The following is a 14,771-nucleotide window of genomic DNA, read 5'->3' as shown; positions in this document are numbered from 1 at the left end:
GCTCGCTTGACCCGCTCCCTGAAACTCACCCGCACCGCATCCGCCGCACTTCTGCTCGCGGCCACCACCGCCCTCACCCCAGCCCTCACTTCAGCCCAGGCCGCCACCACCCCGGTCACTTTCGCCATGAGTGCGTGGATCGGCTTCGCCCCGCTGTTCGTCGCCTCACAGGAAAAATTCTTCGGCGCCTATCCGCTGAAATTCGTCCATATGGATACCGGCATCAACGCCGCGGTGGTCTCCGGCGCCGCCGATTCCGCCGATCTCTCGATGAACCAGGTGATCAGCGACCACCTCAAAGGCTTTGACGTCAAAATCGTGATGCCGATCGACTATTCGAACGGCGCCGATGCCATCGTCGCCAAAAAATCGATCACCTCGGTCGCCGAATTACGCGGCCAGACCATCCCGCTCGACACCACCTCCTATTCCGAGCTCCTGCTCGCCTACGCCCTGCACCAGGCCAAACTCTCGCTGGCCGATGTCAAACCCACCAACATGCCCGCCTCCGCCGTCCCCGCCGCCCTGCTCGGCGGCCACGCCGAAGCCGGTGTCACCTGGGCCCCGCACATCGATCTGGTCACCACCAACCCCGGCTACCATGCGCTCTACACCTCAGCCGAAGCCCCCGGCCTGATCACCGATAATTTCGCGGTGAAAACCAGCTTCCTCAAAGCCCACCCCGGCGCGATCCCCGCCATCATCAAGGGCTTCCTCGAAGGCACCGCCTACATCAAATCCCACCCGACCGAATCCTACGCCATCATCGGCAAAGCCCTCGGCATCTCCCCGGCCGACGCCAAAATCCAATACACCCAGGTGATCAACCCCACCCTCGCCGACATGAAATACATGATGACCGGCAAGGGCAATCTGAAAATCATCCCCTACAAAACCAACGTCACCATGGTCCGCCAACTCATGATCACCCAGGGCCAGATGAAACCCACCCAAAAAATCGCCGAACCCGCCCTGTTCGACACAAAATTTGTTACAGAACAATAATAATATGGAATGGCGCACCCGTGGCAACGCCACGGGCTGCGGCGACGCAATCTGTCCGGCAGACCGATTTCGGAACAGGCGATCAGAAGCAGCAACCCTCGAACAACTGTGCCCTGCGGGTAAATATCAGATCGCCATTGTTGCCTTCGATGGCGAGCGCAACGGCCATCGAGCCGGAAGGTGGGCATTTCGCGGTCGTCCAGACGATTTGCCATTGATCCCGCACACCGAGATCAGCAGTCACGAAGCTGATCGATTGCAAACCCGGAAACAGCACACCCACCGAACTCCCGCTGAAACCCGACGAGATCCAGACTTCGAGTGACGTGATATACACGGTGTCCAGAATCAGATCATTGACCCAAACACTCTCTGTAATGGAGTCCGGAAACCGCTGCTCAGCGGTCAGGATATGAACCCGTGCATCGTACGACGGTGTGGTATCGGCCCGTCCGGCGATCAGTTTGCGTTCTGTATCGTCAGTCAATTTATTGGGGCGATCCGCACGGACCAAAGGGCCAAGGGCGTCACCAGCGAAGCCGTCGAACACCATCGCGTTGACGTTTCGGCAAATCGACATCCATTGATCGAGACGACCATTGAAGCGATTGCTCGCCATCGTCCAGAACCGTTCGATATACCCGATGTACAGCCGCTCGGATTGCCGCCTGACCGACCCCGGTGCGTTCTGCTCATCAGACAGCGTCACCCATAAAACGACACCCTGCCCATACGCACCGATCGCATCGCAGATTGCCATCACCTCCTCGACCGTGGAGCCGCCGCCGCGAACGAATATGCGCCGCGCCGTTTCAAGTTCGTGCAGAAACAGCCTCAGCATGAACGGCAGCCGACGCTTCTGTTCCTGGATCACGGCTTGCGGATCGGCCACACCGGCGAACTGTCCGGTATGAAACACAAACCCATACGGTTCGATCCGGCAGAACCACTCGGGCGTTGCCGTATCTTCAAACACCTCGATCGAGTCCGGTGACGCCACACCCTTGAAACGTTCGGCCGCCGCTCGCACAAAAGTCTCCGCCGGCGCCGATGTAAATCGGAACAAACTCAGCGGTTCAACCCCAGCATGCCGTTGCACGAACCCGAACTCGCAATCCGGGCCGAGACTCTCGAACCGGCGCAACAGCGCGGTATCGGTGACTTCAGTGACCGTTGACGATAACGTACCGACAACCGGCGCTTGTCTGGCAAACTGATCATTCATCGTTTGGAATCGCAACGATCATCGTCAGCGCGCCTGCCGTGCAATGACGGCATCGACCATATCGCCGACCGTACGCAGTTTATCGATGTCGCTGATATCGAAGCGCATCGTAAACGCGTCCTCGATGTCCAGAATGATATCGACCATCTTGAGCGAGTTCCACGCAGGAACGGTTTCCGGCCGGGTATCCACAGTCATTTCCAGACCTGAATCATTGAGATTCGATCGAACGATCCGCGTGATTGTCGCGAGCACGGTCCCTCCATCCGCCACCGGTTTCCACCTTTCAAATGTGCTACAATGAAAAATTGAAGATTTCGTAAAGCGGAGGATTCAGCCGCGATGCACGAGCGACCGGCAACACGCTCGTCGGCAGGCTCCCTGCGGGCAAGACCCGCGACAAACCATCGAGCAGGTCCGCGCCGAACCGCCGCAAGACTTGAAACAAGAGCGGTTGCGACACCGCCGCCGCCCGCCCGCCCAGCACTTCGGGGTCGCCCCGATACGCCGATCGACCAAACCAGGCGTCATACCGTCCGTCGATCGCGCCGGGCGGAGCAAGCATCGCGCAGTGCAACTGTCGCGCCGCCGCCATCTCCTCAAGATCGGCAGGATCGGCAAAATCGCCGGCGATTGTCTCGCGCGCAGCAATCGACTGGCGAAGCGTCGCCACGGTCAGCCCCGCCGCCGCCTCGCCAATCGCCTGATGCGCGATCACGTCAGACAGCACTCGTTTGTTTGCAATGCCGCGCAACACCACCGGCCCGGCCCCGGGTGACACGAGCCATGACCTCAACGCGGCCATCGTTTCGACCTCGGTCGGTGCAGCTGATGTGAATGCAACCTCATCCTCCCCGGGCTTGCCGATCACAACGTCATACCGGTACCTCGTCATTTCGGATGCGCTGTGGCCCGATTTCAGGCGCGTGCTCACGCTCGCGTGACGATCAGCCGCAAAATCATGAAAAAAACCCGGATCAATGACCAGTTCGGATTGCGACAGCCATGCCGCATGGATCGATCGCCAAAGCGTCGCGACATCGTCGGTGTCCGCGCTCCGGCCAAGCTCCACCGCCGATACAAAGCATGGCAACGCACCGAGCAACCGGACATCGCCGACGAATATGTGACCACCCGGCCGAAGGCAGCGCCAGGCGTTGTCCAACACCTGGCTCAGATACGCCGCGTCGGGAAAATACTGAACGACCGAATTCAAAACCACCAGATCCGCCGGCCAATCCTGACCAACCTCGTGGGCCGCCGCGTGAACGGTCTCGACATGCGCGAGATCAGCACGTGTATCGAGCCAACCGCGCAATTGCCCGATCGCGACCCCCGATAGATCGGTGGCACGATACGCCTCGCTGAATGGCGCAAGCGCCTCCACGATCAAACCGGTGCCACACCCGATCTCGAGTACCCGGCCATGCCCGAGAGCCCGCAGCCGCCGAACCGTACCGGCAAGCCAATCCTCCATATCTGGCTGGGGGATCTGCTCGCGGGTAAAACTGCTGGTCCAACTCGCGAAACCAGGTCGCGGCGCCGCGTCGGGCTTCCGATAGGCCAGATCGTAAGTCGTCTGCCAGCTCCGCAGCGCCCGCCGCGACAAATTTGTCGCATCAGCAACCTGGCTCCGCAGCCAGGCTTCATCCGGCAGCACGATTACAGCAGACCATGAAGCGGAGCCAGCGGGGAAAACTGACACCGCTTCAACCCGCGGGTCGTCTCGCAATATCCGCAAACGATCGACCAGATGACCCGTGGTCGTCACGGCAATCGTCCACCGTGCGAAACCAGCGCATCCACCAGCGCGCGAGGCCACCCGCCCACATCCGTACCATGATGCCAGAATACCGCGAGCGCCAGCCGTTCCAGACCAAACCCGACGCAGGCGGTATGCGGCTGCGTTCGATCCTCGAATTCAAGACCAAATGCCTGCGCCATCTTGTCGAGGTGCAAGTTGAAACTGACGCAGGCCGTCTCGCCGGACTCAGCAACCGAGGGTGTAACGAGTTCGAGTTTCAACGCCTGCTCGATCTGGCCGCGGATCATGATGCGGCCGGTCCGACCAAAGAACGGGTCATTGGCCGGCACGACCTGAAACGGCAGTCCGAGCAGCGATGCCAATTCCTTGGCGCGGTCCACCCAGGTCGCACGAAATGCCCTCGCTCCTTCCGGGTTGCCGATATAAACTCGCTCATGCTGGCGAAACATCTGCTGCCGATTGGGGTCCTGCGACGGCTCACGTCGAAAACAATAGCTGCACACATCGAAGATTTGCCCCGCCGCGGCAACCGGGCCACGCGCCGCGACAGCAGGATAAACCGGATAACAAGCGGCAGGCACCATCACGAGATCACTCGCACTCTGCTGGCTGGTCCAGTCGCCACCGGCATCATGGGTCCGCATCAGCAGGCGATGATCTTCCTCATCCCCACAGAAACAGTGAACCGTCCCAACAAGATTGGGAAAATTCCGGAAGTATCCCGAGTCTTCGAACGATCGCCGCGGCATCAGCGGCGGAAACCGCAAGAACTCGGCGCCATCACTAACGCCGGCCTCGTTGACCCAATGACTGACGAATTCGGCCACCCGCTCCATCAACACCCCACGACCATAAAGTCCGGCCACGGTGCTGGGGATCAGAATCCCAGCGGAAGCCAACATCGCAACAAATTCGTCTCTCGAAGATTGAGTCATCAAACTACCCGATATTATAAAAAAATTGTAACATCACATGATGCTCATAGAAAGCTGCAATATGGTCCATTTTTTTGCACATTGTTACAAACAGGACATATGGTCAAGCGCCCTGTGGCGCGAAGCGCTTCGCGGCGACCGATCTAACTTCCCGTTAGTTCGTATCACCAATAATTCGAATCAAACGATCCATTGGCCCAGCCCCGGGCCGGAACAAGCCGGGCAGCCGACGCCGCTGGACCACGTCAAGCCAGTCCAGCCTGCGTTTCATCCTTGACGAAGCGTCCCGGATTATCTAAAAAATCGCTCCGAAAGGGGGGAATACAAAAAAGGTTTTATCCGATGTATTCGATACGCTTCACCCCTTCCGACCAGCCATTTATTCGTTTGTCATTTCGACTACGTGCGCCGCAATAATGTCGGCGCTCAGCGTACGACCAGGTTTTGTCTTGCCGCTGCTTTTTGTTGGCTATCAAGGTTTAGGAATATTTCAATGATCCCTCCATTTGGATGCCTCCGCGGCGTCAAGCAATATGGAATGGCACGAGGCATCGAAGTCGTCGAAAGCAGGCTCAGGCAGCTCCTGACCTCGGTCCTGGAAACGGTCGACGTCAATGAAGATTACTATCGCAAAATGAACCCCGACGTCGATGAAAAGATCAGAACCGGCGAGCTGAAATCCGCGAAGTCGCATTACATCCTGGCCGGATACTATGAAGATCGCCTGCCCCGACCAATCGTGGTCGACGAAGCCTGGTACCTGAGCGAATACCCCGACGTCGCCGAAGCCGTCGCACGGAAGTATTTCACCTCGGCCACGCAGCACTTCAATCTCGAAGGGTTCCGTGAAGGTCGGCTACCATCCCGCGACTGGACGCTCGTGTCGGACGGCCAACGCCCAACCACCGTGCGTGACCCGTTCCGGATTGACAAGCGAACAGGCGTCCCTGCTTGACCGTCTCTAACGGCCACGTCGATGGTTTCATCGGTCGCTACGTCAGCGGCTGGGCCCTCCCGGACTCCCTGACCGACACCTGCGCCATCGATATCCGCGCCAGCAACGGCACCCGCCTTGCCTCAGGCAGCGCCCGGCGCGACCGTCCGGACCTCGCGCCCCTCGCCCTCGGCCGCATCGATTTCGGCTTCCGCATCCCCCTCGATGATTTCGGCGGCGGCCCGCTGGTCCACATCCTGGCCGATGGCGTCGAACTGCCCGGTTCGCCGCTGCAGATCGGCGATGATATCATCGATGGTTATTTCAAAATCCTGGAAGACCGGGTGGTCGGCTGGGCCTGCCGCCGCAGTGATCGCACCGGCCCGCTCGACCTCACCTTCCGCACCACCGACGGTGTCGCTTCCCACACCCTGCTGGCGATGCCAGGCGCGCACGATCAGGACCCCGGCTTTCAACCCTGCTGGTTCGACAGCCCCCTGCCGGACGCTTTTTTCAGTCGTCCGGACCTCCACGTCGAAATGGTCGCCGCCGGCCGCGTCTGCGCGAGCGCAACCGCCAGCCTGCCCGTCACCGGCTTCCTCGATACCATCACCCCCGATCACTGCGCCGGCTGGCTCCTCTGCCCGGATGCCCCCGGCCGCATGCTCGAAATCGAAGCCGTGATCGATGGCACCGTGGTCGGCTCGGCCGTCTGCTCGCTCCCCCGGAGCGACCTGCGCGATACCTTCCCGAACAACTGGCAGCGCGGCTTCTGGCTCAAACTCCCCGGCACTACACGCGAGCCCGCTGACCTGTCCCGACTATCGCTCCGCCTCAAGGGCAGCACCGTCGAATTGTTCAACGGCCCCTTCGTCATCGGCCACCGCATCGCCTTCGTCGCTGCGGCAAAGCGCGTCGCCGCCCGCATCCACGCCCAAGCCACCCCGCTCGCACCGATGGATCGCGCCGTCTTCCAGACCATCATCCGCGACTATCTCGTCCAATCCCGCACCGGCCCCGACCATCTCTGGCGCCCTGACCTCATCGCGGCAAGCCCACAACCCGCCGACGCGATTACCATCCTCATCCCGGTCTACGCCGGCGTCGACATCACCGAAACCTGCATCCGCCACGCCCTCGCCGATCTCGGCCCCAGCGACACCATCCTGATCATCGCCGATGGCCCGCCCGAACCCGGCATGATGCCGATGCTCAACCGGTTCCGCGCCGCGGCTCGCGTCGTCATCCTCGAAAACCCGGCCAATCTCGGCTTCGTCCGCTCCGTCAACCGCGGGCTCGACTATTGCAAAACCGGCGACGTCCTGCTCCTCAACGCCGATACCTGCGTCTTCCCCGGCACGCTCGATCGGATGCGCCGGGCCCTGCGCAGTGCTGACGACATCGCAACCGTCACCGCCCTCTCCAACAACGCCACCATCTTCTCCTACCCCCACCCCACCCTCGCCACCACCACCCTGCCCGACATCACCTGGCCCGAACTCGCGCGCCTCGCGGCCGATCTCAACCGCGACCAGCTCATCGACGTCCCGACCGGCCACGGTTTCTGCATGCTCATCCGCCGCGAAATCCTCGATCACATCAAGCAGTTGAACACGGTGTTCGGCCGCGGCTACGGCGAGGAAAACGAGCTCTGCCTGCGCGCGACCGACCTCGGCTTCCGCCACGTCGCCGCCACCGGCGCCCTGGTCGAACACCGCGAAAGCGTCTCCTTCGGTGCCGAAAAAGCCGACCTCATCAGCCGCAACCTCGCCATCCTCGGCGGCATCTATCCCGAATACACCCCCCTCATCATGGCGTTCGAAGACGCCGATCCCCTGCGCGCCGGCCGCTGGCAGCTCGACATCGCCCGCCTGCGCCGCACCCGCGCCACGGCCGCGCAGCCAGGCCGCCGCTACGCCCTCATCATCGAAAACTGGCTCGCCGGCGGCACCCGCAAAGCCGCGGCCGATCTCGGCACCATCGTCTCCTACGGCGCCCGCCACCCCATCTCCCTGCAATGCCAGGAAAACGGCGCCCTCGTCCTCACCTGCCACGCCCCGCTCATCCGCGCCGTCTTCCACCCCGGCGACGAACCCGTCCTCCGCGCCATGCTCGATGCCGCCGAGATCGACCTGGTCCTGATCCACCAACTCCTCGGCTTCACCGAAGCCGCCATCGAAACCCTGACCGGCTGGGCCGCCCATCGCAAAACCATCTACTACGGCCACGATTTCTACGCCGTCTGCCCCCGCACCACCTTCATCGACGCCGCGGAGCGCTTCTGCGGCGGCGGCACGCCCGAAGTCTGCAACCGCTGCCTGAAAATCGGCGGCAGCCACGAAGCCTCACGCCTCGCCAGCCTCACCATCGATGATCACCGCGCCCTGTTCGCCCGCCTCTTCGCCAACATCACCAAAATCATCACCCCCTCGCACGACACCAAATCCTACCTCCAGCGCGCCTTCCCCACCGTCCCGATCCAGCCGATCCCCCACCCCACCATCACCCACACCCCGCCCGCGCCCATCCGCCAGGGTGCCAGCGACAACATCATCCTGCTCGGCGGCATCGGCCCGCACAAAGGCTCACGCCAGCTGCTCGAAATCGCCCGAACCGCGCGCCTCAGCCACCCCCACCTCACCTTCACAATCATCGGCCATACCGATATCGATGACGATCTGAAACAACTCGGCAACGTCACCATCCTCGGCCGCTACACCGAAGCAACCCTCCCCGGCCTGATCGATCGCGTCGGCGGCCGCCTCGCCCTGTTCCTCAGCGCCTGGCCCGAAACCTTCTCATACACCCTCTCCGAAGCGGTCAACGCCGGCCTCATCCCCATCGTGCCGGACATCGGCGCCCCCGCCGAACGCATCCGCAACGCTGGCTTCGGCATCATCATCCCCTTCCCGGTCACCCCCGCCGACGCCCTCGCCGCGATCGACGGTTTCGACCCCGCCCACCCCTACCCCGAAAACGCCCGCGCCCCCTTCGCCGACACCGAATCCGTCGCCCTCCTCCAGGCCGAATTCGGCGCTTGAGGCAATAACGCGGGCCATCCTACCGGTCTCGTTGCGCCGGCACATCAACTGAACTCATGGTAGGCATAAATGCGATATCCAATAGGGCATGAGGCTGATCCCAGGCGATGCGGGTATGGTAGAACGACTCGCCACCCCGCCCCCCGACACCGCAAACTTCGACCATTATGGAACCGTCACCCAAGTGATTACCGAAAGCGGGCGCACCCGCCGCGCCATCAGCATCGACACTTGGCTGATGCACCGCTAGGTCCGACGCCTCCCTATCAAACGTCCCATCTTTGCCGGCATTTTCCGCCAACACGACACCACCCGACAATTCGACGAGTAAGTCGGAACCGCGAAACACTTTAGACGACGCCCCCCGCTAAAACCAGGGTTTTGGACGTATCACAAACGTCGACAACTATCGGTACAAACTCGAATAATCGCACGACGATGAATTGGAGCCGTCGCTATGTCTCGAGGCCGACGCGACCAAACCAGATTAGACTGTTCTGCGATCGATCTTCTTGCCCTGACGTCTCAGCGACATTGTGCCATACTTCGTTCGTTCCAGCCCTTGGTCTACCTTCGAAACGTGAGCGGACGGATCTTAAGCAACGACTTTGCCGATCCCATACTCATTGATAACATATCAGGAGACGGCAAAATCCGCGCAACTCCGATGGAGCAATCATACCTCATGTAACCCTAGCAAAATGTTGCTCCGACATGATACATATTCAAAATACTTCAAACGCCAGCGTCACTATCAAGCTTAGGGAATATAAGATGAGGTCGATAGACACTCCACCGCCAGAAACAGAGGTCAGTCCTCCGCTGGAGTATTTGGAAGTCATAAAACACCAAGTGTCGAAGACAAACACAGTTGAAAAGCCCATATTCCATATTCTTATCAATGGCTTAATCGATGGCAGACTATATAAATTCGAAGTTTCGATTCTGATCCCCAGCTCTTTTAAAGGCTCACACATCTCGACCGTCTTATGGGGGACATACTCGCAGGACTTTAACTCTCCCGATCTGGCGCTTCGTGATCAATGGCAGACCGTATTCGTCACAGCAATTTATCGAGACGACTTGCCTAATATGATTCCAAGCCTAGTCACAGAGAGTGAATATGATACACATTTTTATACCGCGGGTTGGCGATTAACCTTAGTAGAATCTCCTGAAAACACTGTTCAACAAAATACGATTGATAACGATTCTTATTTTATTCCTACGACTAATGAAGCCGGTATAACGTTCAATGACGAAAGTCGCCGCGCCATGCCGCTTGGATATTTATACAACAACGGTGGACTAAACAATCAAAAGGGAGCTTTAGCGGGACTTCTCGCTGCCGCCTACGATGCTAAGCGTCCGATTTTTCTTCCAGAGCTGTACCAACTCGATCATAAAAATGATGTGCAGAAGACTGTACCATTCGAGTCTATTTATGATCTTGGGCAATTCAGGGATTTCGCGTCGAAATATGGAGTTGAAATCGTAGAGAAGCCGCAAGACTTCCAATCAGATGACCCACATGGGTGGATTTTTTTTAATGGAAATCCGGATTTCAATACACCTGCAACCATGGGAATTGATCGTACAAATGCGTTGGTGCCCATTATCAGAAATTCAAATATTTTAGTGAATTTACAAAAGAACGTCTTTGAAAATGAAGAAATTAGCACCGTTCTTCAACTGCGAATCGAGAACGATTGGCAAGAATATGCTACTCATCTTAGAACAGCCCTTGGGTCGGCCGAGGACTTTATAATCCCATATCCATATATATTTTCGAAAATCGAAAAAACGATAAAACCGATTCCTAGAAAGATATATATTGTCTCTGATGAAAAAAATCTACCTGTTCCAGTCGAAGAAATTAAATCTAAGATCTACAAGGAATTCGGAATTGAATTGTTCTGGAAATCTGATTTTTTAAGTGCGGACGATATGTCACAATTAGGTGTCTTAAATCTGTCGCTTATAGACTTCGAAATGGCGATGGATGCGGAGTATTTTGTTGGATTAACCAGGTCTACTTTTTCAAACAATGTTTGTTGGGAAAAGTATTGTAAATATCGGCGCCCTGTAAAGACACATTATATATATAACAACTCAAGCAGCTTTCTCTCTCTGAGGATAGACCATGGAATATTTCCGGACCCCGAAAGTGCAGCGACAGTTCCCGTATCATTCTCAGATTATTTTGACTAATAGGCTCGTGGTCCGTCTGCAGTCACTAAACCTTCGTTTCGTGATTTGTGCTTCCACTGACTACTTTTACATACTTATGAATAGGGAGTTAACAAAATGGATGTTGATCTGAGTTTGAACGAAATCGGCCTGAAAAATGGGACTGACAAATCCTCTAGTTATCATAACTATTTGAATTTTTATGAGCAATATTTTTCGAAAATTCGATCCAGGAAATTGAATATTTTAGAAATTGGAGTTTTAGACGGTGCATCGCTTAGGACTTGGGAGGAATATTTTTCCAATTCTACGATCGTAGGGGCGGACATCGTTCCCAGCGCTAAATTTCATGAAGCAGGAAGAATTAAAATTGAACTTTTGGATCAATCCAACATAGAAGAGTTAACGCGGCTCGCAGTTAAATATGGACCATTTGACTTGATAATTGAAGATGGGTCACATATGTGGGAACATCAAATTACATCATTGAGAACTTTATTTCCATTTTTAAAAAGTAGCGGCATATATATTGTAGAGGATTTACAGACAAATTATGGTGATATGTATAAATTATATAAGGGGATTTCAGCTCTGTCATGTGTAGATTACCTAAAAAAATGGGTTGACCTTAGAGTTGGCGATGATTTGGTAGATATTGATTCTGTCGAAGATGCATTTTTACGGACCTACGGACGAGCGGCGGAATCTATCACATTCTATAGACGAGCATGTCTGATAAAAAAACTGTTTATACCTATTATTCGTGAAAGTCAGCCGTTCTTTGACATACCGCAGCCCACTTCTTCGGTTCAAAAAACACTAAAAATTGCAGCTCATATTTCGAACCAAGGTGATGTTTTAGGAAATGATGGATTTGTGAATTTTTCTTCTGAAAACTTTCCGATACAGGGGTTTTCAATTGAATTAGACGAACGCTTAATTCATTATAGAGTCCAATATTCTGATTCCACATGGTCTGATTGGTTTGATCAAGGTATGTTTGCTGGTACCCGCGGTGAGTCAAGAGAGCTTATAGGATTCACGTGTCGGCTCTTGGAGAGTGAAAAGACACGATGGAGCATTCGAACAGTTGGCAAATTTGTTGGGACTAACCAACAAGTGATCGCCGGCGATGGAGAGGACTGCCGGTCTCCGTCGGGGGGGGCCTTGATCGCGATGCATGTCGCGGTTTTTTCAAATGAAGAGTAGATCGTAAGCTGAGGTCTGACCCTGTCAATACGCCGTTTCTCCGTGCGCCAGTTGTTAGGATGATTCATACTTGGGGATTTGGCACATCGCCATTAAAGGTTTGATAATCCAACGAACGAGCGGACGGATTAGCTGGGTATTTTTCTATTGCCGACGATACCAGCGAAGAGGAACTGAAATTTGATCACAGAGATGACATCGGAGTTAGTTGATCTCCTGAAGTTTCACGGTGTTGAAACATTCAATGGCCCTGGAACAACGATTTCAGTAGGGGCGACTTTCGAGCCACCTTGCAGCATCAAGTGGATGAACATCGGAGATGATTTTCGCATTGGAGCGTTCAGCTATGCCGTCAGCGGATTTTATTCCGGTGTCACTATAGGTCGCTATACGTCAATTGGCGAAAACGTTCAGGTTGGCCGCGCCAGCCATCCATTGACCTGGGTCAGCACAAGCCCATTTTTCTATCTTCGAGAGAAAATATTTGACGTCGGCGACGGTTTTTCATCCGCTGGCCCTTATCACTCATACGGCGCACCAGACTGGCAGAACGCCGTGTCTACCCAGTTCAAACCAATCTCGATCGGTAACGACGTCTATATCGGCCACGGCGCGATGATTATGCCGGGCGTCACAATCGGGGACGGCGCAGTAGTCGCTGCCATGGCTGTCGTGACCAAAAACGTACCCCCATACGCAATCGTCGGCGGCAACCCCGCCCGCATCATCCGCATGCGCCATGATCCGATCATTGCCGCTCAGTTACTGTTTATCCGCTGGTGGGACTACGCGCCCTGGCAGCTGCAGGAGGTCGACTTCGCAAACCCCGCCGGGGCGATCGAAGGGCTGAAACGGGTCGCCGAATCCGCCCCGATTTACGCACCTGAAACGGTCGTGGTCTCCGCCCTGTTGGCTGAGCCAACCGAATGACGATCAGGGTGGTTGATGAAGGGTCCAATAACGACGTCCAGATCCACCCAACTGTCGAGAAATCAGGCGATGCGCTTATCACATTGAAAGGGTCGGACACGTACGTTCGGATTGACGAGAACTGCACCTTTAGCGGGGCAATGATCACCTTGGGTGACTCTTGTATATTGGAGATGGGGCCAAATTGCAGTCTGGCCGCGCTGGAGGTGCTCGCGAGCGCGAACGGCTCAATCTTCGTCGGGGCCCAAACCAATTTCACGTGGCATACCCGCCTGTACATCCACGAACCATCGCGTATTTCGATCGGCTCGAACTGCCTGATCGCAAGCGATACACTTTTTATGACCAGTGACATGCATTCGATCCTCGACAGAACCACCAGGGTACGCCTCAATCCGGCCCAAGACATTTTCGTGGATGATAACGTCTGGATCGCATATCAAGCGAAGATCCTGAAAGGTGCGCATATCGGGAAAGGTTCGATCATAGGACTTGGTTCGATCGTTACAACCAAAATTCCACCCCACACCTTGGCCGCCGGCCAGCCTGCAAAGGTGATCAAGGAAGACGTAGCATGGGATTTCAACTTGCGGTAATCGGACCCGTTGCTCCGGCACAGCGTTGAGCGATGTGCGATCAAGTTGACGCAGCAGCAGCAACATAATCCCATGAAATCGATCGATAGAACATGGAGCTAGGACGTTGAGCTGAAAGCGTAACGCTCTAGCGTCAACCGTCTCGCCTGCGTCAAGCCGGTTTCGGGCAAACAAAACCCTTTCTCACCCCCCGCCCACCATGCTTATCTCGCCTGGTGCGCACCAACCCAACCCCTCTGACGATCTCGCTTCTCGACCGCTTCGCCCTCATCATGGCGATGCTGACCGAGATCGTCGTCACCCAGGGCCACGCCCAACACCTCCCCGGTGCCAAAATCATCACAATCTGGCAGCGCCTCGCCGGCATCGCCGCCCGCTTCGCGCGTGCTGTATTGCGCGGCCCCACCCCAAGCCGGAAGCGCCTCACGCCCGCCAAACCCAACCGCGCCAAGCGCCCATCCCTGCCGGATGGCTTCGGCTGGCTCCCCCGCGTCTTCCCCGGCACGCACGACATGCCGGCCGCCGTCACCTACCCCGCCCAGCAACTCCGCGACCTGCTGGCCGACCCCACCATGGCCGAACTGATCGAAACCAATCCCGCCATCGGCCGCATCCTCGTACCCATCCGGTGAGGCTTTCGATTACCCACAAATATTTGCCATGGTGACCGCTCCGAGGGTGATATCGGTGAGGCGCGTCATTCCGCGCCACATGACGGTATTGCCGGGTGGCGGATCACTCGCGCGGGCGAGATAGCCTCCGAGGCGTGCGATTTTGACGAGATAATGGGATAGTGTTTTCTGGCTGCATGGCTCTCGATCTTTCACGATGTGATCGAGCAAGCTGATTTCCAATTTGGTCAGGGCGCACCGTGGTGGTTCGGCTGGGGCAGTGCGATTGGCCATGGTAAGCCAGAAAATCCGCCAACTGATCAGGCAGAA

General features: G+C 56.6%; 12 protein-coding genes and 2 pseudogenes. 9 read left to right on the top strand and 5 right to left on the bottom strand.

What is annotated here, in order from left to right; all coding sequences use genetic code 11:
- The first annotated feature begins 6 nt into the window (after positions 1-6).
- Positions 7-1,005, top strand: a complete 999-nt coding sequence (locus tag BW994_RS06905; protein ID WP_051657192.1) for an ABC transporter substrate-binding protein — start codon at positions 7-9, stop codon at positions 1,003-1,005.
- Between the two features lie 82 nt (positions 1,006-1,087).
- Here BW994_RS06905 and BW994_RS06900 read toward each other — a convergent pair whose 3' ends face one another.
- The 4 genes from BW994_RS06900 to BW994_RS06885 are packed head-to-tail and all read right to left on the bottom strand — an operon-like array spanning position 1,088 to position 4,930.
- Positions 1,088-2,230 (bottom strand): hypothetical protein, encoded by a 1,143-nt coding sequence (locus BW994_RS06900; RefSeq protein ID WP_029311007.1) that lies wholly within the window; start codon positions 2,228-2,230, stop codon positions 1,088-1,090.
- A 24-nt stretch (positions 2,231-2,254) separates the two neighbouring features.
- Entirely contained in the window at positions 2,255-2,485 is a 231-nt protein-coding gene (locus tag BW994_RS06895; RefSeq protein ID WP_029311008.1) for an acyl carrier protein, read from the bottom strand.
- A gap of 40 nt (positions 2,486-2,525) precedes the next feature.
- Complete coding sequence (locus BW994_RS06890; protein WP_139334019.1) at positions 2,526-4,001, bottom strand: class I SAM-dependent methyltransferase; 1,476 nt, start codon at positions 3,999-4,001, stop codon at positions 2,526-2,528.
- Positions 3,998-4,930 carry an amino acid--[acyl-carrier-protein] ligase gene (locus BW994_RS06885; protein WP_035228218.1) on the bottom strand — a complete coding sequence of 311 codons (933 nt, stop codon included), beginning with the start codon at positions 4,928-4,930 and terminating at the stop codon, positions 3,998-4,000. Before BW994_RS06885 ends, BW994_RS06890 begins: the two co-directional genes overlap by 4 nt.
- 538 nt (positions 4,931-5,468) lie before the next feature.
- Between BW994_RS06885 and BW994_RS06880 the strand changes: the two genes are divergently transcribed.
- The 8 genes and pseudogenes from BW994_RS06880 (at position 5,469) to BW994_RS06855 (ending at position 14,462) form a co-directional block, all read left to right on the top strand.
- A complete protein-coding gene (locus BW994_RS06880; RefSeq protein ID WP_051657195.1) occupies positions 5,469-5,885 on the top strand; it encodes a hypothetical protein in 417 nt (138 codons plus the stop codon).
- A complete protein-coding gene (locus BW994_RS06875; protein WP_029311012.1) occupies positions 5,882-8,905 on the top strand; it encodes a glycosyltransferase in 3,024 nt (1,007 codons plus the stop codon). The genes BW994_RS06880 and BW994_RS06875 overlap by 4 nt, the downstream gene beginning before the upstream one ends.
- An 88-nt stretch (positions 8,906-8,993) precedes the next feature.
- Positions 8,994-9,155 (top strand): hypothetical protein, encoded by a 162-nt coding sequence (locus tag BW994_RS19900; protein WP_217696444.1) that lies wholly within the window; start codon positions 8,994-8,996, stop codon positions 9,153-9,155.
- A gap of 524 nt (positions 9,156-9,679) precedes the next feature.
- On the top strand, positions 9,680-11,116 hold the full coding sequence (locus BW994_RS19125; RefSeq protein ID WP_217696443.1) for an O-fucosyltransferase family protein: 1,437 nt from the start codon (positions 9,680-9,682) through the stop codon (positions 11,114-11,116).
- 96 nt (positions 11,117-11,212) lie between these two features.
- Positions 11,213-12,304 carry a class I SAM-dependent methyltransferase gene (locus BW994_RS19120; RefSeq protein WP_139334017.1) on the top strand — a complete coding sequence of 364 codons (1,092 nt, stop codon included), beginning with the start codon at positions 11,213-11,215 and terminating at the stop codon, positions 12,302-12,304.
- A 582-nt stretch (positions 12,305-12,886) separates the two neighbouring features.
- Positions 12,887-13,090: pseudogene (locus tag BW994_RS20520) on the top strand (DapH/DapD/GlmU-related protein); the annotation flags it as partial.
- Between the two features lie 140 nt (positions 13,091-13,230).
- On the top strand, positions 13,231-13,830 hold the full coding sequence (locus BW994_RS06860) for an acyltransferase (protein ID WP_076454422.1): 600 nt from the start codon (positions 13,231-13,233) through the stop codon (positions 13,828-13,830).
- A gap of 215 nt (positions 13,831-14,045) precedes the next feature.
- The gene (locus tag BW994_RS06855; RefSeq protein ID WP_051657198.1) at positions 14,046-14,462 is read left to right on the top strand and encodes a hypothetical protein; all 417 of its coding nucleotides are present in this window, start codon (positions 14,046-14,048) and stop codon (positions 14,460-14,462) included.
- Between the two features lie 9 nt (positions 14,463-14,471).
- Here BW994_RS06855 and BW994_RS06850 read toward each other — a convergent pair.
- Positions 14,472-14,771 (bottom strand): annotated as a pseudogene (locus BW994_RS06850) (hypothetical protein); the annotation flags it as partial.

Origin of the sequence: Acidiphilium rubrum (assembly GCF_900156265.1) — a bacterium.
In the GTDB taxonomy this organism is placed as follows: domain Bacteria; phylum Pseudomonadota; class Alphaproteobacteria; order Acetobacterales; family Acetobacteraceae; genus Acidiphilium; species Acidiphilium rubrum.
The sequence above is the reverse complement of the archived record's forward strand: the minus strand, read 5'-3'. Positions and strand labels throughout refer to the sequence as shown.

What these genes read in the sequence shown, in the direction of transcription:
- BW994_RS06900 (WP_029311007.1), bottom strand. Translation starts at nt 2,230, where the DNA reads ATGAATGATCAGTTTGCCAGACAAGCGCCGGTTGTCGGTACGTTATCG.
- BW994_RS06885 (WP_035228218.1), bottom strand. Translation starts at nt 4,930, where the DNA reads ATGACTCAATCTTCGAGAGACGAATTTGTTGCGATGTTGGCTTCCGCT.
- BW994_RS06880 (WP_051657195.1), top strand. Translation starts at nt 5,469, where the DNA reads ATGGCACGAGGCATCGAAGTCGTCGAAAGCAGGCTCAGGCAGCTCCTG.
- BW994_RS19900 (WP_217696444.1), top strand. Translation starts at nt 8,994, where the DNA reads ATGAGGCTGATCCCAGGCGATGCGGGTATGGTAGAACGACTCGCCACC.
- BW994_RS19125 (WP_217696443.1), top strand. Translation starts at nt 9,680, where the DNA reads ATGAGGTCGATAGACACTCCACCGCCAGAAACAGAGGTCAGTCCTCCG.
- BW994_RS19120 (WP_139334017.1), top strand. Translation starts at nt 11,213, where the DNA reads ATGGATGTTGATCTGAGTTTGAACGAAATCGGCCTGAAAAATGGGACT.
- BW994_RS06860 (WP_076454422.1), top strand. Translation starts at nt 13,231, where the DNA reads ATGACGATCAGGGTGGTTGATGAAGGGTCCAATAACGACGTCCAGATC.